This window comes from Marinobacter maritimus, assembly GCF_007671675.1.
Classification (GTDB): Bacteria; Pseudomonadota; Gammaproteobacteria; order Pseudomonadales; family Oleiphilaceae; genus Marinobacter; species Marinobacter maritimus.
Genome location: NZ_VCGW01000001.1, coordinates 848,836 through 873,899, shown reverse-complemented (window position 1 = coordinate 873,899; position 25,064 = coordinate 848,836). Strand labels below are relative to the sequence as shown.

Annotated in this window: 22 protein-coding genes and 1 tRNA gene; 9 read left to right on the top strand and 14 right to left on the bottom strand. The window is 55.0% G+C overall.

Annotation, left to right across the window (positions count from 1 at the left end; all coding sequences use genetic code 11):
- Nucleotides 1-27: 27 nt before the first annotated feature.
- The 9 genes from acnD to FFI90_RS03985 form a co-directional block, all read right to left on the bottom strand.
- On the bottom strand, nt 28-2,640 hold the full coding sequence (gene acnD, locus FFI90_RS04025) for a Fe/S-dependent 2-methylisocitrate dehydratase AcnD (RefSeq protein WP_144776623.1): 2,613 nt from the start codon (nt 2,638-2,640) through the stop codon (nt 28-30).
- Nucleotides 2,641-2,662: 22 nt separating this feature from the next.
- Complete coding sequence (gene prpC, locus FFI90_RS04020) at nt 2,663-3,793, bottom strand: bifunctional 2-methylcitrate synthase/citrate synthase (RefSeq protein ID WP_144776622.1); 1,131 nt, start codon at nt 3,791-3,793, stop codon at nt 2,663-2,665.
- 83 nt (nt 3,794-3,876) lie between these two features.
- Nucleotides 3,877-4,767 (bottom strand): methylisocitrate lyase, encoded by an 891-nt coding sequence (gene prpB, locus FFI90_RS04015; protein ID WP_144776621.1) that lies wholly within the window; start codon nt 4,765-4,767, stop codon nt 3,877-3,879.
- Nucleotides 4,768-4,800: 33 nt separating this feature from the next.
- Nucleotides 4,801-5,481 (bottom strand): GntR family transcriptional regulator, encoded by a 681-nt coding sequence (locus FFI90_RS04010; RefSeq protein ID WP_144776620.1) that lies wholly within the window; start codon nt 5,479-5,481, stop codon nt 4,801-4,803.
- A 120-nt stretch (nt 5,482-5,601) separates the two neighbouring features.
- The gene (locus FFI90_RS04005; RefSeq protein ID WP_144776619.1) at nt 5,602-7,188 is read right to left on the bottom strand and encodes an OpgD/OpgG family glucan biosynthesis protein; all 1,587 of its coding nucleotides are present in this window, start codon (nt 7,186-7,188) and stop codon (nt 5,602-5,604) included.
- 19 nt (nt 7,189-7,207) lie between these two features.
- Nucleotides 7,208-9,307 (bottom strand): glucans biosynthesis glucosyltransferase MdoH, encoded by a 2,100-nt coding sequence (mdoH, locus tag FFI90_RS04000; RefSeq protein WP_246123319.1) that lies wholly within the window; start codon nt 9,305-9,307, stop codon nt 7,208-7,210.
- A complete protein-coding gene (locus tag FFI90_RS03995; protein ID WP_144776617.1) occupies nt 9,300-9,593 on the bottom strand; it encodes a hypothetical protein in 294 nt (97 codons plus the stop codon). The genes mdoH and FFI90_RS03995 overlap by 8 nt, the downstream gene beginning before the upstream one ends.
- A 60-nt stretch (nt 9,594-9,653) precedes the next feature.
- On the bottom strand, nt 9,654-11,219 hold the full coding sequence (locus FFI90_RS03990; protein ID WP_144776616.1) for a glucan biosynthesis protein G: 1,566 nt from the start codon (nt 11,217-11,219) through the stop codon (nt 9,654-9,656).
- A gap of 117 nt (nt 11,220-11,336) precedes the next feature.
- Entirely contained in the window at nt 11,337-12,491 is a 1,155-nt protein-coding gene (locus tag FFI90_RS03985) for a ShlB/FhaC/HecB family hemolysin secretion/activation protein (RefSeq protein WP_144776615.1), read from the bottom strand.
- Between the two features lie 317 nt (nt 12,492-12,808).
- Between FFI90_RS03985 and galU the strand changes: the two genes are divergently transcribed.
- Entirely contained in the window at nt 12,809-13,648 is an 840-nt protein-coding gene (gene galU / locus FFI90_RS03980; RefSeq protein WP_144776614.1) for a UTP--glucose-1-phosphate uridylyltransferase GalU, read from the top strand.
- A gap of 18 nt (nt 13,649-13,666) precedes the next feature.
- Here galU and FFI90_RS03975 read toward each other — a convergent pair whose 3' ends face one another.
- Nucleotides 13,667-14,083 carry a helix-turn-helix transcriptional regulator gene (locus FFI90_RS03975; protein WP_144776613.1) on the bottom strand — a complete coding sequence of 139 codons (417 nt, stop codon included), beginning with the start codon at nt 14,081-14,083 and terminating at the stop codon, nt 13,667-13,669.
- 116 nt (nt 14,084-14,199) lie between these two features.
- Between FFI90_RS03975 and FFI90_RS03970 the strand changes: the two genes are divergently transcribed.
- Nucleotides 14,200-15,078, top strand: a complete 879-nt coding sequence (locus FFI90_RS03970; RefSeq protein ID WP_144776612.1) for a RibD family protein — start codon at nt 14,200-14,202, stop codon at nt 15,076-15,078.
- Here FFI90_RS03970 and FFI90_RS03965 read toward each other — a convergent pair.
- Genes FFI90_RS03965 through FFI90_RS03950 form a run of 4 tightly spaced genes read right to left on the bottom strand, consistent with a single transcriptional unit; the run spans nt 15,053 to nt 19,331 of the window.
- The gene (locus FFI90_RS03965; protein WP_144776611.1) at nt 15,053-16,006 is read right to left on the bottom strand and encodes a lysylphosphatidylglycerol synthase transmembrane domain-containing protein; all 954 of its coding nucleotides are present in this window, start codon (nt 16,004-16,006) and stop codon (nt 15,053-15,055) included. The two genes, FFI90_RS03970 and FFI90_RS03965, sit on opposite strands and share 26 nt — an antisense overlap.
- On the bottom strand, nt 16,003-17,928 hold the full coding sequence (locus FFI90_RS03960) for a glycosyltransferase (RefSeq protein WP_144776610.1): 1,926 nt from the start codon (nt 17,926-17,928) through the stop codon (nt 16,003-16,005). Before FFI90_RS03960 ends, FFI90_RS03965 begins: the two co-directional genes overlap by 4 nt.
- Nucleotides 17,915-18,313: a 6-pyruvoyl trahydropterin synthase family protein gene (locus FFI90_RS03955; protein WP_144776609.1), complete on the bottom strand. Its 399-nt coding sequence runs from the start codon at nt 18,311-18,313 to the stop codon at nt 17,915-17,917. Before FFI90_RS03955 ends, FFI90_RS03960 begins: the two co-directional genes overlap by 14 nt.
- 10 nt (nt 18,314-18,323) lie before the next feature.
- A complete protein-coding gene (locus tag FFI90_RS03950; RefSeq protein WP_144776608.1) occupies nt 18,324-19,331 on the bottom strand; it encodes a zinc-dependent alcohol dehydrogenase in 1,008 nt (335 codons plus the stop codon).
- Between the two features lie 100 nt (nt 19,332-19,431).
- On the opposite strand from FFI90_RS03950, the gene FFI90_RS03945 reads away from it, so the two are divergent.
- The 7 genes from FFI90_RS03945 (at nt 19,432) to FFI90_RS03915 (ending at nt 25,042) form a co-directional block, all read left to right on the top strand.
- Complete coding sequence (locus FFI90_RS03945) at nt 19,432-20,175, top strand: CDP-alcohol phosphatidyltransferase family protein (RefSeq protein WP_144776607.1); 744 nt, start codon at nt 19,432-19,434, stop codon at nt 20,173-20,175.
- The gene (locus FFI90_RS03940; RefSeq protein WP_425463077.1) at nt 20,162-20,779 is read left to right on the top strand and encodes a YceI family protein; all 618 of its coding nucleotides are present in this window, start codon (nt 20,162-20,164) and stop codon (nt 20,777-20,779) included. Before FFI90_RS03945 ends, FFI90_RS03940 begins: the two co-directional genes overlap by 14 nt.
- 124 nt (nt 20,780-20,903) lie before the next feature.
- On the top strand, nt 20,904-21,977 hold the full coding sequence (locus tag FFI90_RS03935; protein ID WP_144776606.1) for a hypothetical protein: 1,074 nt from the start codon (nt 20,904-20,906) through the stop codon (nt 21,975-21,977).
- A 36-nt stretch (nt 21,978-22,013) separates the two neighbouring features.
- Nucleotides 22,014-23,102: a lipase family protein gene (locus FFI90_RS03930; RefSeq protein WP_144776605.1), complete on the top strand. Its 1,089-nt coding sequence runs from the start codon at nt 22,014-22,016 to the stop codon at nt 23,100-23,102.
- 138 nt (nt 23,103-23,240) lie between these two features.
- Nucleotides 23,241-24,200, top strand: coding sequence for a DMT family transporter (locus tag FFI90_RS03925; protein WP_144777211.1), 960 nt, complete (start codon nt 23,241-23,243; stop codon nt 24,198-24,200).
- A 44-nt stretch (nt 24,201-24,244) separates the two neighbouring features.
- Nucleotides 24,245-24,321, top strand: a tRNA-Val gene (locus tag FFI90_RS03920).
- A 253-nt stretch (nt 24,322-24,574) separates the two neighbouring features.
- Nucleotides 24,575-25,042 carry a c-type cytochrome gene (locus FFI90_RS03915; RefSeq protein ID WP_144776604.1) on the top strand — a complete coding sequence of 156 codons (468 nt, stop codon included), beginning with the start codon at nt 24,575-24,577 and terminating at the stop codon, nt 25,040-25,042.
- The last annotated feature ends 22 nt before the right edge of the window (nt 25,043-25,064 follow it).

Here is a 25,064-nt window from a genome sequence, read left to right as displayed (position 1 = left end):
GCTTGGAAAGCTGCCAGGCCCCAATTTTCACGCGGCGCCTTCAGACTGAAGGAAGTCCTCGGCAAAGCGCTGCAATACACCACCAGCGGAGTAGATGGACAATTCTTCGGCAGTATCCAACCGGCAGATCACCGGCACCCGCTCAGAGCTTCCATCTTTACGATGCATAACCAGAGTCAGCTTCGCGCCGGGCGCAGCCGTGCCTTCGACATCAAAGGTTTCAGTGCCGTCAATTTTCAGCGTCTTGCGCGTGGTGCCTTCCTCGAACTGCAGAGGCATAACGCCCATGCCGACCAGGTTGGTGCGGTGGATGCGTTCAAAACCTTCCGCAGCAATGGCTTCAACACCCGCCAACGCAACACCTTTCGCTGCCCAGTCACGGGACGAGCCTTGGCCGTAGTCGGCGCCGGCGATGATGATCAAAGGCTGCTTGCGCTCCATGTAGGTCTCAATGGCTTCCCACATGCGGGTAACCTTGCCTTCCGGCTCAATCCGCGCCATAGAACCCTGCTTCACTTTGCCGTTTTCATCCAACACCATTTCGTTGAACAGTTTAGGGTTGGCAAAGGTTGCGCGTTGGGCGGTCAGGTGATCGCCACGGTGGGTTGCGTAGGAGTTGAAGTCGACCTCCGGCACGCCCATTTTGTGCAGATATTCACCGGCTGCGCTGTCCATCATGATGGCGTTGGATGGCGACAGGTGGTCCGTGGTGATGTTGTCTGGCAACACCGCCAACGGTCGCATGCCTTTGAGCTGCTTCTCTCCCACCATGCCACCTTCCCAGTATGGCGGGCGGCGGATGTAGGTGCTCATTTCGCGCCAGTCATACAGGGGATTGGTATTGGCCTGCGCATCGCGGGTGATATCGAACATGGGAATGTAGGTGCTGCGGAACTGCTCCGGCTTCACCGATTGTTTCACAATGGCGTCGATTTCGGTGTCATCCGGCCAGATGTCCATCAAGGTAACGGGGTTTCCGTCTTTATCGTAGCCCAACGCATCTTTTTCGATATCGAAGCGGATGGTCCCTGCAATCGCGTAGGCCACCACCAAAGGCGGTGATGCAAGAAATGCCTGCTTGGCGTAGGGGTGAATTCGGCCATCGAAGTTACGGTTACCAGAAAGCACTGCCGTCGCGTACAGATCGCGGTCAACGACTTCTTTCTGAATGACAGGATTCAGCGCACCGCTCATGCCGTTACAGGTTGTACAGGCAAACGCCACCACGCCGAAGCCGAGATTTTCCAGTTCGGACAGCAGCTTGGCATCTTCCAGGTACATTTTGACGGTTTTGGAGCCCGGTGCCAGGGAGGACTTCACCCAGGGCTTGCGGGTCAGGCCCAGCTTGTTGGCGTTGCGAGCAATCAGGCCTGCAGCCACCATATTGCGCGGGTTGCTGGTGTTTGTGCAGCTGGTGATGGCCGCGATGATAACGGCACCATCGGGCATTTTGCCTTCTTCCAACTCCCACTCGCCGGCGATACCACGCTCTTTCAGCTCGGAGGTCGGCAAGTGCGCGTGCGGGTTGGAGGGGCCAGCCAGGGTGCGGGTAACGGTGGAGAGATCAAACGTCAGAACGCGCTCGTATTCGGCAGTTTTCAGGGCATCTGCCCAGAGGCCGGTGTGTTTGGCGTACTTTTCTACCAGAGCCACTTGCTCATCTTCACGACCGGTCAGCTTGAGGTAATCGATGGTCTGGCCATCAATGTAGAATATTGCAGCCGTGGCACCGTATTCCGGTGTCATGTTAGAGATAGTTGCACGGTCACCGATGGTGAGGCTGTCTGCACCTTCACCATAGAATTCCAGATAGGCACCTACCACACGCTCTTTGCGCAGAAACTCGGTCAGGGCCAGTACCATGTCTGTGCTGGTGATGCCCGGCTGCAGTTTGCCGGTGAGCTCAACACCCACGATATCCGGCAGTCGCATCATAGAGGCACGGCCAAGCATCACGCTTTCGGCTTCCAGGCCGCCAACACCCACGGAGATAACGCCCAAGGCATCCACCATCGGGGTGTGGCTGTCTGTACCTACGCAAGTGTCCGGGAAGGCTACGCGCTTACCTTCTCCATCGGCACGCGCCTGAATCACGGGGGACATTTTCTCCAGGTTAATCTGGTGCATGATGCCGTTGCCTGGAGGAATTACATCCACGTTTTTGAACGCGGTTTTCGTCCAGTTGATAAAGTGGAACCGGTCGTCGTTACGGCGGTCTTCGATGGCGCGGTTTTTATCGAACGCATCTTCCTCGAAGCCGGCGTGTTCAACGGCCAGGGAGTGATCCACGATTAGCTGCGTGGGAACCACCGGGTTCACTTTCGCGGGATCACCGCCCTTCTCGGCAATCGCATCACGCAAACCTGCCAGATCCACCAGAGCGGTCTGGCCCAGGATGTCGTGGCAGACTACGCGAGCCGGGTACCAGGGGAAGTCGAGATCGCGCTTGCGCTCGATGAGCTGTTCAAGGGAATCCGTCAAAGCATCCGGATCACAGCGGCGAACCAGCTGCTCGGCCAGGATTCGGGAGGTGTACGGAAGCTTGTCGTAGGCGCCAGCCTGGATCTCTTCAACAGCCTGGCGGGTGTCGAAATAATCCAGGTCGGTGCCTGGTAGGGGTTTGCGGTAGTTTGTGTTCATGAGAAGACTCGTATCCCTTGAATTATGCGCGCTTATCAATCGGCAGCCATTCAGCGTGGTCCGGCCCCGTATAATCGGCACTCGGGCGGATAATCCGGTTATTGGCCCGCTGCTCTTTCACGTGGGCAGTCCACCCAGAAACACGGGACATGACGAAAATCGGCGTGAACAGCTCAGTCGGGATGCCCATGAAGTGGTAAGTCGAGGCATGGAAGAAGTCAGCGTTACAGAACAGTTTCTTCTCGCGCCACATGACTTCTTCGCAGCGCACGGATACCGGGTACAGAACCGTATCGCCTACTTCCTTCGACAATTTTTCAGACCATTTCTTGATGATCACATTGCGGGGATCTGACTCGGTGTAAACCGCGTGGCCGAAGCCCATGATCTTTTCTTTACGTGCCAGCATGCCCATCAGGCCTTCTTCAGCCTCGTCAGCATTCTTGAAGCGCTGGATCAGCTCCATGGCCGCTTCATTGGCGCCGCCGTGCAGCGGGCCACGCAGGGTGCCAATAGCGCCTGTCACACAACTATGGATATCAGAAAGCGTGGAAGCGCAAACGCGCGCGGTGAAGGTGGAAGCGTTGAACTCATGCTCGGCGTAAAGTATCAGGGATACGTTCATCACCCGCTCATGCAGTTCGCTCGGTTTTTTGCCATGCAGCAGCTCGAGGAAATGACCACCGATGGAGTCCACGTCACTGTCGGTTTCAATGCGCACGCCTTCGTGGACGAAACGGTACCAGTAGGTAATGATAGACGGGAACAGCGCCAGCAAACGGTCGATTCTGTCGTCCTGTTCGCTAAAGTCCTGCTCGGTTTCCAGGGTACCCAGCATCGAAGCGCCGGTGCGCATTACGTCCATAGGATGAGCGTCTTTGGGGATGTTTTCCAGAACGGTCTTCAGGGCGTGGGGCAACCCACGCAGGCTCTGAAGCTTTTTCTTGTAGGCATCCAGTTCTTGCTGGTTCGGTAGTTTTCCTCGCAGTAGCAGGTACGCCACTTCCTCAAACTGCGCGTTGTCCGCCAGATCACTTACGTCGTAACCGCGATAAGTAAGACCGGTTCCAGTTTGACCAACAGTGCACAGTGCCGTTTCACCGGCGACCTGACCGCGCAGTCCTGCGCCACCTGATTTTTTTGCTTCAGCCATGGGTGCTCTCCCTCTATATTTATGATTGACCGGGTTTCGTTCGAGAAGCCCGGTGGTCAAAACAATGTGTTATCAGGCTTGAATCAGCCCTTGGATTGCTGAAACAGTTGGTCCAGCTTCTGCTCGAAATCGTGATAATTCAGGTAATCGTAGAGCTCCATACGGGTTTGCATCAAATCAACCACGTCTTTCTGATCACCCTTCTCAAGAATGCTTTGGTAAACCGTTACCGCGGCTTTATTCATGGCGCGGAAGGCGCTTAACGGATACAGCACCATGGCTGCGCCGGACTCGCCAAGCTCTTTGCGGTTGTATAGCGGCGTAGCACCAAACTCGGTGATGTTGGCCAGCAGAGGCACGTCACCCAAGGCCTCAGAGAATGCCTTGTAGTGTTCCAGTTCGGTGACCGCTTCAGCAAAAATGCCATCGGCACCGGCTTCGATGCAGGCTTTGGCACGATCAATGGCTGCCTCGAGGCCTTCTTTCTGGAAGGCATCGGTGCGGGCCATAATAAAGAAGTCTTTATCTACCCGGGCGTCTGCAGCCGCTTTAATGCGGTCGACCATTTCCTCTTTGGAAACAATCTCCTTGTTCGGACGGTGTCCGCAGCGCTTCTGGGCTACCTGATCTTCAATGTGAACAGCGGCGGCGCCTGCACGTTCCATCTGCTGAATAGTACGGGCAATATTGAAGGCACCACCCCAACCGGTGTCGATATCCACGAGCAACGGCAGGTCGGTTGCTGCGGTGATACGGCGCACGTCTTCGACTACATCGTTCAGGCTGGTCATGCCCAGATCAGGCAAGCCATATGAGGCGTTCGCCACGCCGCCGCCAGAAAGGTAGATGGCCTGATGCCCGATTTTTTCCGCCATCATCGCAGCATAAGCGTTGATGGTGCCTACAATCTGCAGGGGTTTGTTGTCGTTCAGGGCTTTGCGGAAACGCGCGCCCGGGGAGAGCTTATTGGACATGTTTGATCCTCTCTTATCAGATAGTTAGAACAGTCAGACAGTTAAAACGCCTTCCTCGATTTGCTTCTCGATATTTTCACGAGCGGCGTTGATGTGTCTTTTCATCAGAAATTCTGCGAGTTCACCATCACGCTGGGCAATGGCTTCTACAATTCGGCGGTGCTCGCCAAGGGCACGGTGGGGGCGACCGGCAGAGGTGCTTAGCCTGTAGCGGTACATCCGCACCATGTAATAGAGATCACCCAGGAGCATCTGGGCCAGCTTGGTGTTTCGACTACCGGTGGCAATGCGGTGGTGGAAGTCGTAATCCCCTTCTGCCTGATAATAGGCCTGCCCACGAGCTTCGTCGATCATGGTTTCGTGGGCATCCAGAGTGGCCTTTAGGTCGGCAATTTCCTGGTCGGTCATGCGTTCGGCAGCCTGGCGGGCAGCCAGACCTTCCATGACTTCACGAATACGGTATAGCTCAACCAGCTCCGATGCGCTTACAGAGACAACTTTCACGCCAGCGTGGGGACGGCGAACCAGAAGCCCGCGGGACTCAAGGCGGCCAAGAGCTTCCCGGAGCGGGCCTCGCGTCAACTCAAAGCGTGAGCAGAGATCCAACTCACCGATTTTGTCACCCGGCGCAAGATCCCCTTTTACGATTGCCGTTTGCAGACAATCGAAGGCCTCATCGGCGCGGGTGTAGGTTTGAGATGTGATATCCGGCATAGTTTGTCGACAATCTGGATGCAATATCGACAAAACTATCCCCTGAAGCCCACTTTGTCAACAATGCTGCATACATATTGTCAACAATCCGTTAGAGATGGCGCCCTAAACAAGCATTTCTCAATAGAGCTTACGTTCGGACATGGGTGGCGGCGAGTACTGGTATACCCAGGTTTCTGTGAGCGGTTCATCGCCCAGGCGCAGATACAGCCGGATATTAATGGGCTCTTCAGAGTCCCCCGGAACGAGATCAAACATGGCCCTATAGCCGTTGATTGCAGACAATGGCCGGGCTGAGGTTATTTCAACTTCGCCCAGGCTTGCACTGATCACCGCTTCGACTTCCGCATCACCACCCAACATATCCAGCACGCCTCCGGCAAAATCTACCGCAAAACGCCAGGAGAAGTATTCTCGCTTCTGGCCAATAACGCCACCCAGCCCTGCCCGCGTTGCCTGCACGGTCGCTAGCTCTCGCGGATTCACCGGCGCCCGCTCACCCCAGTGCAACCGGTAGGAGAACAGATATTCCTGTTCAGGCTTCAGCGGTTTTTCTGGATGCCAGAAGGCAACGATGTTGTCGAAGGTTTCATCCACGGTCGGGATCTCCACCAGATCAATACTGCCCTTGCCCCACTCGCCTTTCGGCTGCACCCATACGCTGGGGCGACGTTCATAGAACACGCCATCGTCCTGGTAGTGGTCAAAATTCCGATCACGCTGCAGCAAACCGAAACCCTGAGGATTGTTATCACTGAAACTGTTGAAGCGCAGATGAGCCGGGTTCTCCAGTGGGCGCCAAAGCCATTCGCCGCTGCCCGAAAGCATGGCCAGGCCGTCCGAATCGTGGATCTCCGGACGCCAGTCGTAATCCATACGCCGATTGTTTTCGCCAACCTGATACATACTTGTGAGCGGCGCAATGCCAGCTCGTTTCATTTCGGTGCGTGGATACAGTGCAACATCGACATCCATCACCATATTGCGGCCCGGGTCAAGAACGAAGGCGTAAGCACCTGTCGTGCTAGGTGAATCAAGCAACGCCCAAACCCGCATTACCTGGCTGCCCGGCTGGGGCTTTTCCAGCCAGAAGGCGCTGAACCGAGGGAACTCCTCTTCACCGTTCACAGCGGTATCAATTGCCAGCCCCCTCGCAGACATCCCGTACTGCATTTCCGACCCCACCGCGCGGAAGTAGCTGGCGCCGAGAAAAGCCGCAAGATCCAGGGAGAAGTTGGTTTGATAATGCAGGCGAAAGCCAGCATAGCCGAGATCGCCCGGCAGGTCGCCAAGGGGTTGCTCGCCTTCGTAATCAAAAAATTCGGGGTTGTAGCGAAGCGTGGTTGCCTTACCGTTGATCACCTCATGAATGGTGACCGGAGATTGAAAGTACAGCCCCAGATGAAACAACTGTGCCTGAAAGGCAGAATCGCTATCAGCCCATAACGCGTGATCCTTGCGAAACCGGATGGCCTGGTAGTCGTCCCAGGAAAGCTGTTTCAGGCTTTGGGGCAGCTCGCCCTCGTGAGATATGTATGGTTGAGCGGCCAGTTCCCGCGCATAGCCTTTCAACCAGGCATAACTGAAGGGTTTTTCGCTATTATCGCTGCTTATCCCGGATTCACGCGCCCAAACGAGGGGCGCAAGCGGCAGAGCACTGGCTCCAAGCCCTGCTGCCAGTGCTTTCATAAGCATACGTCGATCCATAGCTACTCTCCTCGTCACTTCATTTGGTTTGAGCACTCAGCCGAGCTATGCACCGGCCCCAGAAGCTGCCAGGCGAAGCGCGCCAGGCTCCCTCATGCAGTGCTTTGAGTGATTGTCGGTCTCGGGCGATCTGGCTCATTTCGGAACGTGAAAGCGCCTCAGGCCCTTCTTTGAGACATCTGGCCACAGACGCCTCCAATTCTGCCTTGCGCGAGCCATGCCTGTGGTCCCAAGCCAGCGCCTGATGCAGGCGATTGTGATCCAGCCTCAGCACTGCCTGTTCGAGCGGTGTAAGAGTTGAATTCGCAAGCTCATGAGAGCGATACCGGACAGCATCTTCAAGCAGCGGCATCGCAATGCTTTCCTCAGGTATAAGCAGGAGCTTGCGCTTCTTAAGAGCCTGCCCCAGTGAATTTCGGCTGAGATACACGGCCGTCGGTGCCGCCAGAATAAGCGGCACGGCAACAGGCAACGACCACAGGAAAAACATTGTATCCAGGCTCCAGGCAAATGCGGACCAGCCTCCGCCCAGTACCATCCCGGGTAGCTGAGTGATGAAGGCTTCCTTCCAGCCAGTCTCCTCAGTCCGGTTCTGCCCCGCCCATTGCAGCGAAACGTTCAGCAAGGCCGACACCACGTAGCGACTGTGTGCCCACATGCGCAACGGCGCCAGCAACACTGAAATCAAAATTTCCAGCATGACGCTACAGAAAAGGCGAAACAGACCACCGAACTCTTTTGTGAATCTGTGAATCATCGCGTCGAGAATGGCCAGAAATTTTGGCAGAAACAGTAGGGCCAGGGTACTCAGGGCAAGACCCAGCGCCCACTCGGGCCGCCACTCAGGCCACAGAGGGAAAAGACCCTGATGACCATCGGGAAAATACTCGATGGGCGACAGAGTCATTTGGGCGGCTGCAATCGTGGTAAGAATCAAAAAGCCCAGCCACAGCGGTGAAGCTACGTAGGCCATGATGCCGTTCAGAAACGCCATGCGGTGGGCGAAGCGCAGCCCGGGTTCCCGCAACATAACCCACAGGTGCTGAAGGTTGCCTTTGGCCCAGCGGCTGTCCCGCGACAGTTCGTCGGCCAACGTAGGTGGCGACTCTTCGTAGCTGCCCCCCAGCCCCGGCTCCAGCCAGACTTCGTAGCCAGCTCGCCCCATGTACGCAGCCTCAACAAAATCGTGGCTCATGATTGGCCCGCCAAAGATCCCGATACCGGGTAGCTTGCGCAGCCCGCAGTGGTTCATGAAGGGTTCAATACGAAGAATGGCGTTATGGCCCCAGAATGCGGCATCTCCCATCTGGATTGCAGCCAGCCCATTGGCAAACAGCGTGGAGTAGAACCGGTTGGCGAACTGCTGAATTCGAGCGAACAGCGATTGGCCGTTGATGATGTTCGGGTTGGTTTGCAGAATTCCCACGCCGGGCTCGCGTTCCATGAGCCGCACCATGCGAACAATGGTGCTGCCGGTCATCAGACTGTCTGCATCCAGCACCACCATATATTTACAGCGCTTCCCCCAACGGCGGAGAAAATCGGCTACGTTGCCGCTTTTGTAATTGAGGTTCACCGGGCGCCGGCGATAGAAAATCCTGCCCTCACCACCAAGATCCTTGGCCAGCTGGTTCCAGGCAACCTGCTCTTCCAGCCAGACGTCGGGATCCCGGCTATCGGAGAGTATGTAAAACTCGAAGTGTTCGATCTGGCCCGTGCGCTCGATGTCACGATACACGGCTTTAAGGCCGCTCAGCGTCCAGTGCACTGGTTCGTGATAGATTGGAAGCAGAACGGCGGTTTTCGCCAGCGGCGTTTCCAGCAACTCTGCCTCTGTGTGGCGTTTGAGAATTGAGTGACGATCGCCGCCCATCAGCCGGATCACAAATCCGAATACGGCTGTCCAGAACCCGACCGCAATCCATGCATAAAGAATGGCAAAAAGCACCAGCATGCCGATTTCCAGCGCGGTGCCACCGTGATAAGGCAGCACCCAAAGCAGGTAATAAGATGCAATGGCAGTTTGGCCAAAAACAAACAGCATCAACACAGCGCGACGCAGGTTCGCAACCATCCGCCAGCGATGCTTTACGGGGTTTTCCGTTGTTGTACTATCCACGGGTGTAGTACCCGATACTGCCCCGGCAAAGGGGTGGAGCTGCGGTGGGTGTCGATACATCCGGAATCGTAAAGTAGTCCGGCAATCTGCTCATGGTGTTTTCCAACAGACGCGCGCCATGCCCTCGCTCGCCAGCTGAGTCACCCGCGATCTCACCAACCTCAGCTACGGCATCGTCAATGAGCTGTAGCATCTGACGACAACGCTCACTGGTCATTTCGACACCAGCCTCACATAGATAGCTATACATACGGCTGAATACATGCTGGAAGGAAATGTCTTCCACGTTCGTCTCCCTGGCTGTTAACGGCTACCTGCTATTACGCCTGATTGACGGCCACATCGGTTATCGAGGGTTCCCCCGAAGGTCTGTTGCCGGCCCGAGCAGATACGTCCATGTCTCGGTCACAGGCTTGTCATCCTTGTTCAGCAACCCCCGCAAGGTAAGCGGCTTTTTTGCCGGCGGCTTTGCGAGAATTGAAAGACGCCATACATCAACAACCTCAATGTACTCAACAAAATGCTCAATTACTTCAACACCTTCACCACCGCTTACCTGGCTGACAACCGCAGCGTCCGGGCGAATCCCCGAAAGGTCGCCTCCCTTGAAATCGACGATAAGCCTCAAGGCGTTGTCCGACTCACCGTTCATCGTGCCCTTACCCACAAAGGTGCGCACAGCACGGCCACTGGGATGGCCGGTAATTTCAGGCTCACCAAAGGATACGGAGTAGTTCAGTCGGCGGCTCTCACCTGCTTTCACCGGCTCTTCCGGCTTGAAGAACGCCACAATGTTGTCATTGGTTTCCGAGCCAGAAGGGATTTCAACAAGCACAACTTGCCCCTTTCCCCAGCCTGCATTGCCCTCGCCAAGTGGCTTCACCCACATACTTGGCCGGCGGTCATAGCGGGCTTCGCTGTCCTGAAAGTCCTCAAATCTGCGGTCGCGCTGAATCAAGCCAAAGCCATTCAGGTTTTGTACATGGTGGAAACTCAATTGCAGTTCGGCAGGATTAACCAGCGGGCGCCAGAGCCATTCACCGGTTTCACCGTCGTTGATCAGCAGGCCGTTGGAATCGTGCACCTGGGGGCGCCATTCCCCACGCGGGCGCAGGGTGTTATCGCCGTAGTAAAACATGGATGTAAGCGGTGCCTGGCCCAGCTGCTCTACGTCGTTCCGAAAAAACAATTGCGCTGTCACATCCATTTCGGTGTTTTTACCCGGATGGATTTCAAAGCGGTAGGCACCTGCGAGGCTCGGGCCGTCAAGTAGGCCATAAACAACCATAACGTCGCTGTCTGCTTTGGGGTGCTCCATCCAGAACTCGGTAAATGCCGGAAATTCCTCGCCGGATGGCAGGCCGGTGTCGACCGCAATGCCACGGCCGGAAAGCCCGAAGTTCTGGTTCGCACCGACCCCACGAAAGTAACTTGCGCCTCCAAACACCAGAAACTGGTTTTGTGTGGCCTTCCCGGACGGTTTTTTGCCGGACAACGGGTATGTTAATTTGAACCCGGCGTAGCCCAGGTCCGCAGGAATTCGTTTGGCAAGCTCAGGGTTGGGATAGTCAAACCGGCTTTTATCGAACCCGATCGGATGCACGCCTTCGCTGTCGATAACATTGAGCTGGACAGCATTAGTGTAAAAGCTGCCTTGGGGAATCATCATCACCTGAAACCGGGACCCGCCTGAGCGCCAGAGACTCTGATCGGGATTGAAGCGGATCGACTGGTAATCCGTGTAGCTCAGGTTTCGGAGAAAATCGGGCGCCTGTGCTGGTTTTTGATAGGTTTCGTCGGCAAGGGCTTTGGCTTTTTCAGCGACATCCTTGAAGCCGAACGCCTGAGCGTAACCGGAAAGCGCCATCAGAACGAAAAGAAACAACAAAACTGGCAGCCGTGGTCCAATCATCACAAAATCCCTTGTAAACCAACCTGTAAATGTAACACCTGCTATACGGCAGGCCTCAAGTGACATCTTGGTAACAAGGGATTAGAAAGACAAACGATTGTCAGAAGGGGTCGGCGTTCAGATGCCGACCGAAATCGAGAAGGAAAGATCAGGACTTGTGGGCATCAGGAGCGCCGCGTTAGATGCATTGAGCATCTGACCGATACTCATGTCGGCGTGAAAATCCCGGGAGTAGAGCTGCAGAGAGATTTCGCCAGTACTGGTGCTGCCAAAACGGTCAGACTGGGCCGCAGAGTAAGGAGCCCAGCCCTGCAGCAGCGAGAATGTAATGGCGGAGTTAAGTTCCGATGCGAACGGCCAATGATAGCTTGGGCTGCGGGCGTTCATCCGCAGCCACCCACCTTCGGCCACGCGCACCGATTGGCCATTAAACCCTCGCATCATGCTCGGGCCAGCAATGCCAAGATACTCGGAGGATGGCAAATCATCGGGTGCAAATTGGTAGCGCCCGTTCAGCCCGACATTCCAGCTCAGCACTTCCCTGCTTAGAGACGCAGCCACCGCCAGCTTATGAAAGCCATCCGAATCATGGGTTTGACCCGATAGGTTGGTGGTTTCTTCAGAATCCAGCCCTCCGATGGCTGTCAGGGATGTTGTTGCGTACATTCCTCCGAAGAGCTCCTGCGAAGCAGAACCCTGAAGCCCAAAGCTTGAAAGCTGATGGGTGGAATTTTCAACCCATACGGAATCTTCAAACGCGCTGCTCTTGCCGCTGGAGTGAGAAAAAACGCTGCCAACCTCAACGCCCTCCCAAGACCAGAGCGAGCGGTTACCCGTTATCTTCAGGTTGCGGCGCTCTCCCCTGGTGTCATAACGCTGCCCGGAGGCACTCGCCGCGCCGGAATAATCCCTGTTTTCAAGATCTATCCGGAAGTCACTGCCGGCCAGCGGAAAAGCGTACCGCAGCGCAAGTGTAGTAGACTCGGCACTGCCTCGCCTGGCAACGGAATCGCTAAAAGCCAAGCCTAGCACGTGCTGGGACCAGATCAGATTATTGCTCGTGACATTGATGCGGCCATCCGCATTGTCACTGGTCTGGCTGGAGTCACCAGAGAACTCCAAGTGGGACGCGACGTACCGGGTGACTGACTGAAGAAGGTCTGCAGGATAGAGATCCCACAAGGGGGATTCGGCAGGCGATCTTGTGCTGTTCGCTGACACCTGTCCGGCAAAAGTGCCAACAATCAGGGCTGCCAGAAGTATGCGTCCCACAAGAGAGCCTCATTGAAGTATAAAATCAGGATTACGGTGCTTTTAAAAATATCGTGCCACTTTAAAAAAACACAGAGCCAGAATCCAGTGGTGGTTGCTAAAAATTACAATTTTAACATTCTTAAAAACAGTAGGTTATAGCGACATCTGCATGTTAAGTATTAGATATGACAGGCAAATCAAGCTAATTATCCCGTCTGTCGCCGCAATTACAAAACGCAATGAATACCGCCGGTCCTCTCCTCTCAGACAAATAACTTGCTAAACTCGCCTCAAATTATGGAAACGCTACGACTCCCGACCAAAGGATGAATAAGATGATCAAAAAGTGCCTCTTCCCAGTTGCCGGTTATGGCACCCGCTTTCTGCCAGCCACGAAAGCGATGCCGAAAGAAATACTGCCCATCGTTAACAAGCCACTGGTGCAGTACGGGGTTGAAGAAGCAGCCGAAGCCGGCATTCATGAGTTCGGCTTTGTGACCGGGCGCGGCAAGCGAGCGATTGAAGATCATTTTGACATGAGCTACGAGCTCGAACACCAGATTGCGGGGTCAGGCAAAGAAGGCTTGCTGACCTCCATCCGGGACCTGATCGATAACAACACGTTTGCCTTTACCCGCCAGGTTGAAATGAAAGGGCTCGGCCACGCCATTCTGAGCGGCCGGAACTTGATGGGGGACAATCCGTTTGCGGTGGTACTGGCCGATGATTTTTGCATCGGCCCGGGAGAAGGTGAAGACGGCGTTCTGACGCAGATGGTTAAGCTGTACAACCAGTTCCGCTGCTCCATCGTTGCCATTGAAGAAGTGCCTGCGGACGAAACCCACAAGTACGGTGTGATAGCCGGTGAATCGATGAAAGACGGCCTGTATCGCATCACGGACATGGTCGAGAAGCCCGCGCCTGAGGACGCACCAAGCAATCTGGCCATTATTGGCCGTTATATTCTCACACCGGATATTTTTGACATTCTGGAACGTACACCGGCGGGCAAGAACGGCGAGATTCAGATCACCGATGCACTGCTCGAGCAAGCGAAGAACGGATGTGTGCTGGCGTATCAGTTCAAGGGCCAACGCTTTGACTGCGGCAGTATTGATGGGTTTGTAGAAGCCACCAACTACGTGTACGAGAACATCTACAAAAAGCAGAAGTAACAGACGAGCACTCTGGGCTCAGGCACCCAGAATCTGAAGAATCATGCGCCGGTTCTCCGCAGCGGTCTTGCGGAACCGGCGCAGAAGCTCACTTTCTTCATCCGAAAGCTGAAGCCGGTCTAACTCCTGCTCGAGCTCCTTCAGTGCCTTGGAGAGATCATCACTGCTGCTGAAAGCCAACCCCGGCAATTCAAGCTGCCCACGGTCCCCGGGCTCCGTCAGGTCCAGGAGGTCTTCCAGAGGGGTTTCCGTTTTTATACAGAAATCCAGCAACGCCGATACGTCCGGATAGGTACGCTGCCTCGCATCTGCAGCCTCCCAGCTTATAACCTGAGCCTCATCGACACCGCATATTTCCGCCACATCCTGGCAGGACAAATGCCCTGCCTCACGCATCTGCCGCAACCGACGATTGAATGTCTGCAGGTACCGCATGGTATTCGCCTCTGCAAGATTGCTCTAAAAAGTGAGTTAATCAGAAAATGTAACGTACATACAGCTCTATGCACAATCTGCCTATACTGGGTTGAACAAAAAGACACAGGAACCTTATGACTTCTCACACATTGGATACTGAAGCCGCCTGGAACCTGATTTTACAGGCAATTAACCGTGAGGATGTGACTCTTCACTGGCCCAATTCCGCTGTCCCTGCGCTTGAGCTTAGCAAAATGGGTGAGTACCGCTTGTTGCTACCCGCCAAAGATAAAGCCAGAGCCTTATTGGATACATTTTTACCCTTGTGCCAACCACGTACCGCGAGGTCCCCGCAGCATGTTATTGCTCAGCTTGGACAAAGCCTGGACGGCCGTATTGCGACCGCTACGGGCCACTCCCGCTTCATCAACGGCAAAGACGGGATTGTGCACCTGCATCGAATCCGCGCGCTATCGGATGCAGTGGTTGTAGGTGCCGGCACAGCGGCTACCGACAACCCGCGCCTTACAGTGCGCTGTGCCAGCGGCGCCAACCCGGTAAGAGTGGTTATAGACCGCAACCGCAGAGTGCCAGGCAGCCACCACCTGTTTACGGATGGTGAGTCGCCGACACTGCGGCTTGTGGCTGGCAACTACAAACCAGACAGCGCTCGTTGCGGTGGCCCGGGTACTGTTACAGAGGTTCCCTGCCTGGGCAGCGGATCAACGCCGGTGGATCCGGAGCTGATCCTCAAGGTTCTGGCCGACTTTGATCTGAGAAAAATTTTTGTGGAAGGCGGGGGCCTGACCGTTTCAAAGTTTCTTCAGGCCGGCTTGTTGAATCGACTGCATGTGATGGTTGCGCCAATGATCATAGGCAGCGGCAGGCCGGCGTTTTCGCTGCCGGAAATCGATTTTCTGGACGATGCGCTCAGGCCGGGTGCCCGGTTCGTAAACCTCGGCACAGACATGCTGTTTGATCTGGATTTCAGCGTTGCCTTGCCTTCGAACTGAACAAAAAAAGAGCGCCTGGCAAACTGGAGACAAATATCAAAGCACCATAGGCCACACTCAGAGCAACGCCCTGCTCCGCTGGCAAGCCAGCCATTGGCCATAGAACAACCGCAGCACCTTCACGAACTCCCCAGCCAGACACGGTGAAAGGAATCACCATGCTCAGCAGAAGGAGACTGCACAGAGCCGCAACCACGCCAACTGATGCCATGTCAGCCAGATAGCCTGCGCCCTTTGCCAGCACGAGAAATACGGCCAGATAGCTTGCCACCACGAGCAGAGAGGACAGCAGTTGCCACGGGAACGCCGGCCATGACATCAGCGCACGCTTGAGATCACTGCGCAGCGTTGCGAAATAAGTGGATGTGCCGCGGCTTCGTTTTGCGAAAAGCCCTACCAATAGAACCGGGACCGCTGCACCTGACAGCAGCAAGGAAAGCTGGCCAGAGGAATCAGAAGCTGTGGGATCAGCGCCCATGATTCTACCCGTAATCACCAGCCACGAGAGGCCAGTTACAACCACCCCCGCCAGTACGATTTGTCCGGACAAACGTTCTATCGCAACACCATGGGCCGCTGCCAACCGGTTTTTGGAATCAGCGCCGTGGCGCAGCGCACGATTCACATCACCCAGAACGCCGCCGGGCAAAACCTGGTTGGTAAAGGTAGCGAGGTAGTATTCCCTCACTGCCTGCCAGCAAGGTATCGGTATTCCCAGAATGGCTGCAGTATACCGCCAGCGCCAAGCCGACAAAAACACCTGACCAACGCCTAAAACAAGCCCCGCGATCAACGCAACCGGTGGAATCCGGGTTAGCTCGCCAAGCAGTTTTTCCACATCCACAAACAACAAAACAGCAACGATAACCAAGGCGGCCGTCAGCCATTTCAATGCAATGCGAAACCCTTTGTCGCTCACAAAACTCATGCTACCGGCAGACCAAGTACGTCCTGATGACACACGGTAATTTTCAGCTCACCCGCGTCCAGCTGCTGCTTTCTGACCGCAAACCAGGCATCCAATTGATCTGCAGCACCCGGGCCCCGCTGCTTGGCGGCGGTTACCCAGTCTTCCATCAGCATGGTGGCCAGCATTGCGTCTGTATTGCTGAGTTGCCATGGGGTTTCGGCAATCCTTACCTCATAACGCTGTAAGTTCAATTTTTCTGCCAGCACTGCGGCAGCATCTGGCCCAAGCGCGGCGCCTGTGCCCTTATCGCCATGCTGGTGCTGATTGACCAGCTCCTGCAACAAACAGTCATGTTCGTGGGACGGCGATAGCGCAAAGGCACCGGTATAACTCAGCACAACCAGCATCGCCGCCCGCTTTGATGCCACTTCGGCAACAAGGGCATCCAGCCAGGCCTCAGAAACCAGATCGATAAGTGCCGAGGCTGTCACAACCAATGTGTCATCAGGGAGAAACCCTTCAAAATCCTCAGGCATTAAGCGGCGGCGCACGATCTCACAGGAGGTATTCAACTCACCCACTCTGTGAGCAGCTTCCGTCAGCAGGTTTTCATCCTGATCAACCAGTACCCATTCCTGTGGTGTTGATAATGTAGATGCTAGATAAGCCGCATTTGAACCCCGTCCCGTACCAATATCCACAAGCCTGACCGGGCCTTGAAGGTTCGACCTATCTCTTATCCACTGGTCCAGCCACCGAGTCAAATCCTTTGACCGCCCACGGTGATCGGCGGCTTCTCTTACTTGCAACCATTCCCCGGCAAAAAACGTATCGCGATGGTATTGATCAAAATAACCAAGCCCTTTCAGAAACAGTCTTGCCGTATCTGCCCAACTTCTAACGTTGCCAGACTCGCCAACAGCCTCTGCGCGGGCTTGTTTCAGAGCTTCAGAATCGCCAAGCCATGTTCGCAGGCTGGCTTGCAATGCATCCGCATTCCCGGCGGTGTACAACACGACGCCAGGCCGTGCTCCGGTTTGTTTCAAGGCGCCGCCATCCGATGAAATGACCGGCAGGCCGGCGGCCAGAGCTTCATCAATGACCATGCCATAGCCTTCGTATAGCGACGGCAGTACGAACAGGGTTGCATTCCCATACAGGCTCGCGAGTTTCTGCCCGTCAACCTCTCCAGCGAGATCAATTCGAGTGCTCAGGCCCGATTCGCCAATCTGCTGTCTCACGCCATCAGCATAAACCGCATCGCGCTCGCAGGAGCCTGCAAAGGTGCAGTGCCAAGGAAGGTGAGCCAGCCCGGCAAGAGCCTCAACCAAATGATGCTGTGCCTTGCGCGGCGACAAGTGGGCAACGCAAAGGATATTGGGAGCACCTGACTCTTGCCGTTTCTGGCTATCGGCAAAAGCTTCAATGTCAGCAGGCAACGCAGCACATGCAGGGCTTTCCACCCCGGGCTCGGCCGTTTGAATACGCGCAGCTGTCACACCGTAATCTGCGAGCCGGAACGCCGTATAGACGCTGGTTGTAAATACATCCCGAACGACTTTCAGTGCCTGTTTCTCTCGTTCAAAGAACCAATCCTGCGAGGCGTGGCTTAATCCGGTCTCGTCCGCCAACGGGTGATGAATGAGTGCAGTGAGGTACAGTCGCTGAGCATGCTTTTCGAGTACGTCGGGCATTGCGCTCATGGCAAGCCCGTCCAGAATTACCCGCGAACCGTTCGCAAGGTTTGAGAGCATGTTGTCCATCGCCTGTGTTGCGACAGCATCCGGCCTGGGGAACCTGCCTGGCAATCCTGTTACCACAGCTTTCGTGCCGGCCCGATTCAATGCTTCAGAAAGTTTCCGTACATAGCGATAACCGCCGGTGTTCTGATCAGGATTCCCGGGCACAACGAAGTGCAGGGCCGTTTCAGATTCCGGCATGGTAACTGGCCCAGGCAATGTGTGATTCCGCAAGCGTTACCTTCAATGCACAGACGGCTTTTGCAGTCTCGCCCAACCGCCCTGCATGGATGGCTGCTGCCATCCGTTCGTATACCTTCTTTGCCATAAACTCAGTCGTGGTGTTGCGGCCTCTGAAATCCTCAATATCGTCAAGGTTCTTCATGTTGAATTCACTAAGCACCTGCTTGAGAACCTCCGACGCCAGCCCAATATCGATAATCAGGTCATCTTTATCCAGCTCATGGCGTTCAAATGTCATATCAACCACATAAGTGGCGCCGTGAGTTTTTTGTGCCGGGCCGAAAACTTCACCATTAAAGCTGTGCGCAATCATCATGTGATCCCGGACGGTAAGACTGAACATAACAAGCTCCTCAGTATTTTATGCGGTGACAAAGCGTATCACTGCCATTCGCAAGAATCCGGCTCATGGTTTCAGGCATCTGTTCAAAGCTGTTCTCACCGCTAATCAGGTAATCCAGAACATCGTGCTGCAGCAGCTCAAGCGCCAGTTGAAGGCGTTTACGGTAGGTCCACCGAGGCTGTCGCGCAGGCGGAATCTGACCAACCTGGCTCGATCTTAACGTGAGCCTGCGGGAGTGGAATGCTGACCCAAGCGGAACAGAAACAGGCTTGTCGCCATACCAGCTCATTTCAAGCACGGTTGCGTCCTGCCCTGCCAATGCGAGCGCGGTTGCGAGGCCGGATTCGTGCCCGCTGGCGTGAATAACGAGATCGTGGCTATCTGCCGGTGATTCTGTTGCAAACGTCAGCCCTAAAGCCTCCGCAACCCCTGCCTTGGCCTGATTGGTATCGATGGCCGTAACCTGTGTTCCAGGAATACGGTTGGCGAGCCAGCTCACAAGGAGCCCGACCACACCGAGACCCACCACCGCGATGCGATCACCCACCGCAGGCATAGAATCCCAAAGACCGTTTATGGCCGTTTCCATATTCGCAGCCAGAATAGCCCGCTCCGCCGGAACACCAGCCGGGATGGGCGTCACCGCACTGGCCGGCACCGAATACACCTCCTGGTGGGGAAAGAGACAAAACACCGTCTTTCCAACCAGTTCATCCTGTCCTTCAAGCACTTGCCCCACATTGGCATAACCGTACTTTACCGGCCATGGAAACGCTCCTGCCTGAAAAGGAGCCTGCATGCGATCGAACTCGCTTTGCGGAACCCGCCCGTTGAACACCAGAGATTCGGTACCTCTGCTTACGCCGGACCATAATGTTTTTACAACGACCCGGGGCTCATTGATACTCGGCTGGCCAGCTACCACCGGCGCCTCCAGAATACGACCTTCCCCGGGCCCGGTTATCCAGAATGCCCGGGAAACATTTTGTTCTGACGAACTGCTCAAACCGGAACTCATCTTCCCCTCCCTGTGTCAGCACTGTTAATAGATTGATCACGACACTATAGTCTTTGTTACTGAATGCAATGCATCAAAGCCTATACGTTGGAGTTATATTATGGGTTCTGAAATGCGGCCGAAACCTTCCATAATACCGCCGTGGGCTGACCTACTCTGGGGCGCTGCGCTCACAGCACTGTGGATGGTTGGTGCTTTAAAGCTGTACGCAGCATCCTGGCCGATGATTATTTTCGCAACTCTGCTATACGGCTTTATCTGCGCTGCAATCCTCACACGCTGGCCCCGCGATAAAGATTTTGGCTGGGCAAATCGCGCCACTCTTTTCCGGAGCAGCCTGATTATTGCTTTGGTTGCTGCCGCCCCGTTTCTTCCTGCCACCCCCTCATCTGATCATACACTCTGGATCTACGCCATTGGCGCTCTGACGGCTCTGATTCTCGACGGCGTGGATGGCAAGCTTGCAAGGGTAACCCACTCCGCCAGTGCTTTCGGCGCGCGCTTCGATATGGAAATGGATGCTCTTCTTATTCTGGGGCTATGCATAGCAGTCGTGATGAGCGGGAAAGCCGGCACTTGGGTTCTTGCTCTCGGGCTTATGCGCTACCTGTTTGTCGCAGCAGCTTCGGTATTGGACTGGCTAAACCGTCCATTACCCCAGAGTTTCCGTCGCAAAACCATCTGTGTGTGGCAGATAGTTACATTGATGGTTGCCATTTTGCCACCTGTTCCACCCATGTTTGCCAGCCTGACGTTGGCAACCGCCCTGTTGTTACTCGCCTGGTCGTTTCTGACAGACGTGTACTGGCTTTATGAAAGGAGATTTCACCATGAAACAGTCTGAATCATTTTTCCTGATGCCAGCTCTTCTCGCCTGCTTCGCCCTGGCACCTGTTGCGAACGTCGCCAATGCCGCGCCCGCCAACTTTGAAGTAGACGATGAGCATTTCTCGATGGTTTTCGAAATCATGCACATTGGCTACGCACCTGTAATGGGGATGTTCCGGAAGGTTGAAGGCGAATTTGTGTACGACGAAGAAACGCGGGAATTGGCTTCTGGAAGGTTAACATTCAAAAGCAAAAGCGTGTTCACCAATCACGAAAAGCGCGATGACCACCTCACTGGCAAAGATTTTCTTAACACCAGCAAATATCCGGACATTACGTTCACCATAACCAACTTCGAAACAACCGGCGAATCGACTGGCGTCGTCACCGGGGAATTGAACATGCTCGGGCAAACAAACCCGGTGGAGCTGGACGTGACTTTGAACAAGGCTGCTGAGTACCCTATTGGCCATGAAAAATACACTTTGGGCATTAGCGCACAAACCACCCTCAAACGCAGCGACTGGGACATGACCTATGGGCTTGACCCAGCGCTAGTGGGGGACGAGGTAAATCTCCGCTTTGGCTTTGAGGCGATAAAGGATTCTGGCTGGTTTTAAGCGTTTTGTGATCAAGGTCACAGGAATTACCAGCGCCGTTACGTTTTTTGACTATATTTTAGCCAGCAAGGGCTAATCGGCAGTATGTTTGTCGGACAATACAATAATTGAAAAGGACAAATGAATGTCCCCTAAGGCGCTCGGAGCCGGTTTATTTGTAGCCTCCATTGTGGTCAGCACTGGATACCTGCTGTCGGAGGACAACCACTACGGATTTAGTTGGGATACGAAAATCCAGGAGGATAAGGCCCGACAAACAGCACCCAGCCCGGGCACCGCGTCAAGAACCTCTCAGGCGACTGCCGGCCCTCAGCAAAAGCCACCTTCAGACAATCCCGTGGGGTTTATGCTGTCCAAGGTAGCCGACCAGTATGCCCACTCTGCTCGTTATCCGCCCTGGTCGGTGCCGTTAACTGAAGCCCAGGCCAAAGGGTATCGCGGCAATCACTACGAGCCTGTGGCTCTGCCGCTGGAAAACGGCGGTCAGTTTACCGTCACCCTCGATAAGTTCCGCTTCACCCGGGGTGAGGACATTCTTGTTGTTGCCTCATTGCAGGGGCCTCAGGTGGTGGGAAATTCGCTTCAGGCAACGCTTGAGCGCCCTGAATCCAGAGATTCCGTCGAAACCACAACGCTGGAGCAGGATGGCGAGACAGGCTACTACCAGGGCAGCCTGACAACCGACGAAGAGCCGGGAGAATACCGGCTTATCGTAGAAGCAACCGTTGACGGAAAACCTGTGCGACATGCCTCCAGTCTAACCATTGAACCCTATCTCGGGGACTTTGAAGGGCTCGAAGATACCTTCCTCAGCAACAATAACCTGGTTATTCCAGTCAACTTTTCGCCACAGGAACCGGGCTTCTATGCGTTGTCTGCCCAACTCTATAACGGCCAGCAGCCGGTCGCCCAGATTCAGGCCGAGAAACGGCTCGACCGCACCTCAGACACCCTCTCACTGAGAGCTCACGGCACGGTGCTTGCGAACAAATCGTTCAACGGAAAGTTTCAACTGCGCAATCTGCAGATACGGCAATTACCTGCCCGGCCCGGCGACCGCACCCATTATGCCTTTGGCCCGGAGGAGGGCTACGACTTTGAGCCGCCAGACCTTGATGACCTCAAGGATACCCCGGCGGTAAATCCCGAATCGGAACAGCGTGCAGCTCTGCTGAAACAGCTGGCTGACAAGTTCTGAGGTACCACAATAACAATCATGCAAAACGGAGCAATCATGACAACAAGAAAGACCCGATATGCCTGTAAAATTGCGCTGGCCACCGCGCTGACCAGCAGTATGATGGCCGGACCCGCCCAAGCGCAGCTAGCCGGGCACAATGTGATTCTGGTTCACGGCTTCCAGATGGAAGACCTTGAGACGCCACCCGCCAACCTGCAGGCTATCAGGGACGCTGGCGAGGACTATTGGCAGACATTCTGGCTATCCCGCTCGGAAGCCCGTGTTGACTGGCCAAGCGACGGCAGAATCGAAGGCAGCATTGCTCAAAGAGCCTATGAGCAGATCCGCGAAATCAGCCAGCAGGGTCTGTGTAACGATTTTTGCATAGTGGTTTCACACTCAACGGGCGATCTGGTCACCCGCTATCTGCTGGAAAATCAGGCCCGTTGGTTGCAGAACGAAGGTTTGCCCCCGCTGAAAATCCTCGCCTCCATAGACTATGCAGGGGCGGGTGGTGGCACAGACCTGGCAAACCTGGCGCTGAGCCTTGCATATAACCCGACCTGGTATAACTGGCCTCTTCGTGCTGCTGTCCAGGCTTTCACAGGCATAGAGCCTGAGCCGGGCAAGCTGGGCGTGGTAAATGACCTGCAAACCAACACCGCCAGAAACCTGGCTCTGAGCCCCAACTCTATTCCGCGCCTTAGGTTCGTTGCGGGCGGCTCACCCTACGCCGGCATCACCAAGCCCTTCATCTCCGGTAAAGATGACGGCGTTGTACCGGCGCATTCATCCTGTGGCGCAACCTCAGCTCAGGGTATCGATTCCTGCTCCGGCAACCTCAGCCTTGCTGGTAAGGTAACCAGCCAGAATGGCCCCGCCGGCCTTTACTACAACCACTACCCGATACTGATGAGTGAGGGTGTTACCCATAGCGGTGTATTGGGCTCGGAAACCGGTAACATCTCGGTACCGGTGGTGAACAACACGACCCTGAACAGCCTGCAGGTAGACTTCGCCAGCAGAAGCTACAGCAAACGCCCCTGGTGGAAGCTCTGGGGCTCCAAAGACCGGTATATCGAGGTGCCAGGCTCAGATCAGACCGACATGTCTACTCTGGTGTATTCTACGCTTAACAATTAACAGCTATCGGAACCTGGATTCGGGCGGGCTCACGGATGAGCCTCCTTTCTTTTTTACTTCGCAAACTATACATTGTTGGGACACGTCACTTCTGTAGCTCTGGTGGCACCCTACCCTAACTCTGTTGCTCCCCACACCATGTCCGACGCTCAAAAATCCGATCTTCTACTCGTCACGGTTACTCTGCTTGCCGCTGTAAGCTGGATCTTTTCCAAAGAAGCCATATTGCTCATGCCACCGTTATTGTTTATGGCCGTGCGGTTCCTGATTGCAGGCGGTTTTCTTGCGGTGTTCGCCTGGAAACCACTGTCCCGGCTGAGCCGGGATCAGATCAAGCGCGGAGTGGGTGTTGGGCTGGTATTTGGTGTGGCCATGAGTTTCTGGGTCATGGGCCTGTTCCATGCCTCCAGCATGGGTGAAGGGGCTTTCATTACCAGCCTGGGCGTAGTTATTGTTCCTGTTATCGCCCGCCTTGTGTTCAAGGAGGCGCAACCTGCAAGCACCTGGTTTGCCATTCCCGTCGCAGTCGCCGGGCTGGCTCTTCTCTCCCTTCGTAACGGTTTTCAGCCTGAAGCCGGTCAGATGTTCTTCGCGGTGGCTGCAACAATTTTTGCGCTGTATTTCACGCTTAACACCCGGGCGGCAAATCAACGCACGGTCATCAACCGCCAGGGTGAAACCATCGAAAAGCATCGCATCCCGGCCCTGCCCCTCACTGCCATAGCGTTGCTTACCGTGGGAATGGTGACCCTGGCTGAATCACTGCTTATGGAGCCTTGGCTGCCGACGTTCGGCACCCCTCCGCCACTTTTAATCTGGTGGGTTCTCGCCAGCGCTATCGTTGGAACGGCTGGGCGTTTTCTGGTGCAAACATATGCACAAAGCCTGTCCACTCACAGCCACGGTGCCGTTATTCTGGTGCTGGAACCGGTTTGGGTATCCCTGTTCGCAGCCGGATGGTTTGATGAAACCATGACCTCAACCCAGCTCGCCGGTTGCGGGTTAATCTTCGCGGCATTGATTGTTAACCGCTGGAGCTCCCTGAGCAAAACCCTCAGGGCCGCACTAAGAAAAGAGAAACCGGCTAAAATAGGTTGACCAGATACGGGAGAATCAGTATATTTCGCCCCGTTGCAGAACACAGGACCATAGCTCAGTTGGTTAGAGCGCTACCTTGACATGGTAGAGGTCCCCAGTTCGAATCTGGGTGGTCCTACCAATTCTGCCAAGAAAGTCAGTTACTTACGTGATCCGTGAGAGCTGGCTTTTTTTGTGCCTCCAGAATGCCCCCCAGCCTTAACGTTCATGCCTGTTTGAGCCGAATGCAACCTCTGTCTAGCGTGCAGGTTCAGGCATAGACGCTCTATACCTTTACTTGGACTTTACGGTATTTCGATTTAAAACCCGTGATATCTGTGGAATCATTCATATGATGACATCACTTTGGTTTTCATAAATGAGAGAGAAATACCATGCGTAAATCAGGATTTTATCTAGCCTTGGCATTGAGCCTTGTAACCGCAGCACCCGTTGTGGCTCAGATGGACGTCGAAGACCAGATCAACACCCGGCAGAGCGCGTTTACGTTTGCTGCATGGAACATGGGCAAGATCAAGTCCCAGGCCATCGATGGCGATGTCGCCTACAATGAGCAACAAATGCTGGCCGCTGCCAACGCCATTGCGTCCGTAGCCAACTCCGGTTTAGGCGCCCTCTTCGGTCCTGGTACGGCAATGGACAAAAACGACGACACCAGACTGAAACCCGAGTTTTTCGACAAGCCGGAAAAAGCCCGTGAAGTCGCGATCGGCTTTGCCCAGGCCGCCACCAAGCTTCAGGAAGTCGCCGCCAACGGAGGTGACAAAGCCGCGCTGGCCGCTCAGTTCAGCGAAGTAGGCAAGTCCTGCAAGGCATGCCACGACGCTTTCCGCGCCGAGTAAGCCTTACAGATAAAGCCTGCGC

Bases quoted from the DNA above. Each gene is read 5' to 3' on its own strand.
- FFI90_RS04005 (WP_144776619.1), bottom strand. From the start codon at position 7,188: ATGGATCGACGTATGCTTATGAAAGCACTGGCAGCAGGGCTTGGAGCC.
- FFI90_RS03915 (WP_144776604.1), top strand. From the start codon at position 24,575: ATGCGTAAATCAGGATTTTATCTAGCCTTGGCATTGAGCCTTGTAACC.
- acnD (WP_144776623.1), bottom strand. From the start codon at position 2,640: ATGAACACAAACTACCGCAAACCCCTACCAGGCACCGACCTGGATTAT.
- FFI90_RS03960 (WP_144776610.1), bottom strand. From the start codon at position 17,928: ATGCCGGAATCTGAAACGGCCCTGCACTTCGTTGTGCCCGGGAATCCT.
- FFI90_RS03970 (WP_144776612.1), top strand. From the start codon at position 14,200: ATGACTTCTCACACATTGGATACTGAAGCCGCCTGGAACCTGATTTTA.
- FFI90_RS03925 (WP_144777211.1), top strand. From the start codon at position 23,241: ATGTCCGACGCTCAAAAATCCGATCTTCTACTCGTCACGGTTACTCTG.
- FFI90_RS03965 (WP_144776611.1), bottom strand. From the start codon at position 16,006: ATGAGTTTTGTGAGCGACAAAGGGTTTCGCATTGCATTGAAATGGCTG.
- prpB (WP_144776621.1), bottom strand. From the start codon at position 4,767: ATGTCCAATAAGCTCTCCCCGGGCGCGCGTTTCCGCAAAGCCCTGAAC.
- galU (WP_144776614.1), top strand. From the start codon at position 12,809: ATGATCAAAAAGTGCCTCTTCCCAGTTGCCGGTTATGGCACCCGCTTT.
- FFI90_RS03955 (WP_144776609.1), bottom strand. From the start codon at position 18,313: ATGTTCAGTCTTACCGTCCGGGATCACATGATGATTGCGCACAGCTTT.
- FFI90_RS03930 (WP_144776605.1), top strand. From the start codon at position 22,014: ATGACAACAAGAAAGACCCGATATGCCTGTAAAATTGCGCTGGCCACC.
- FFI90_RS03975 (WP_144776613.1), bottom strand. From the start codon at position 14,083: ATGCGGTACCTGCAGACATTCAATCGTCGGTTGCGGCAGATGCGTGAG.
- FFI90_RS04010 (WP_144776620.1), bottom strand. From the start codon at position 5,481: ATGCCGGATATCACATCTCAAACCTACACCCGCGCCGATGAGGCCTTC.
- FFI90_RS03945 (WP_144776607.1), top strand. From the start codon at position 19,432: ATGGGTTCTGAAATGCGGCCGAAACCTTCCATAATACCGCCGTGGGCT.
- FFI90_RS03940 (WP_425463077.1), top strand. From the start codon at position 20,162: ATGAAACAGTCTGAATCATTTTTCCTGATGCCAGCTCTTCTCGCCTGC.
- FFI90_RS03990 (WP_144776616.1), bottom strand. From the start codon at position 11,219: ATGATTGGACCACGGCTGCCAGTTTTGTTGTTTCTTTTCGTTCTGATG.
- FFI90_RS03935 (WP_144776606.1), top strand. From the start codon at position 20,904: ATGTCCCCTAAGGCGCTCGGAGCCGGTTTATTTGTAGCCTCCATTGTG.
- FFI90_RS03950 (WP_144776608.1), bottom strand. From the start codon at position 19,331: ATGAGTTCCGGTTTGAGCAGTTCGTCAGAACAAAATGTTTCCCGGGCA.
- prpC (WP_144776622.1), bottom strand. From the start codon at position 3,793: ATGGCTGAAGCAAAAAAATCAGGTGGCGCAGGACTGCGCGGTCAGGTC.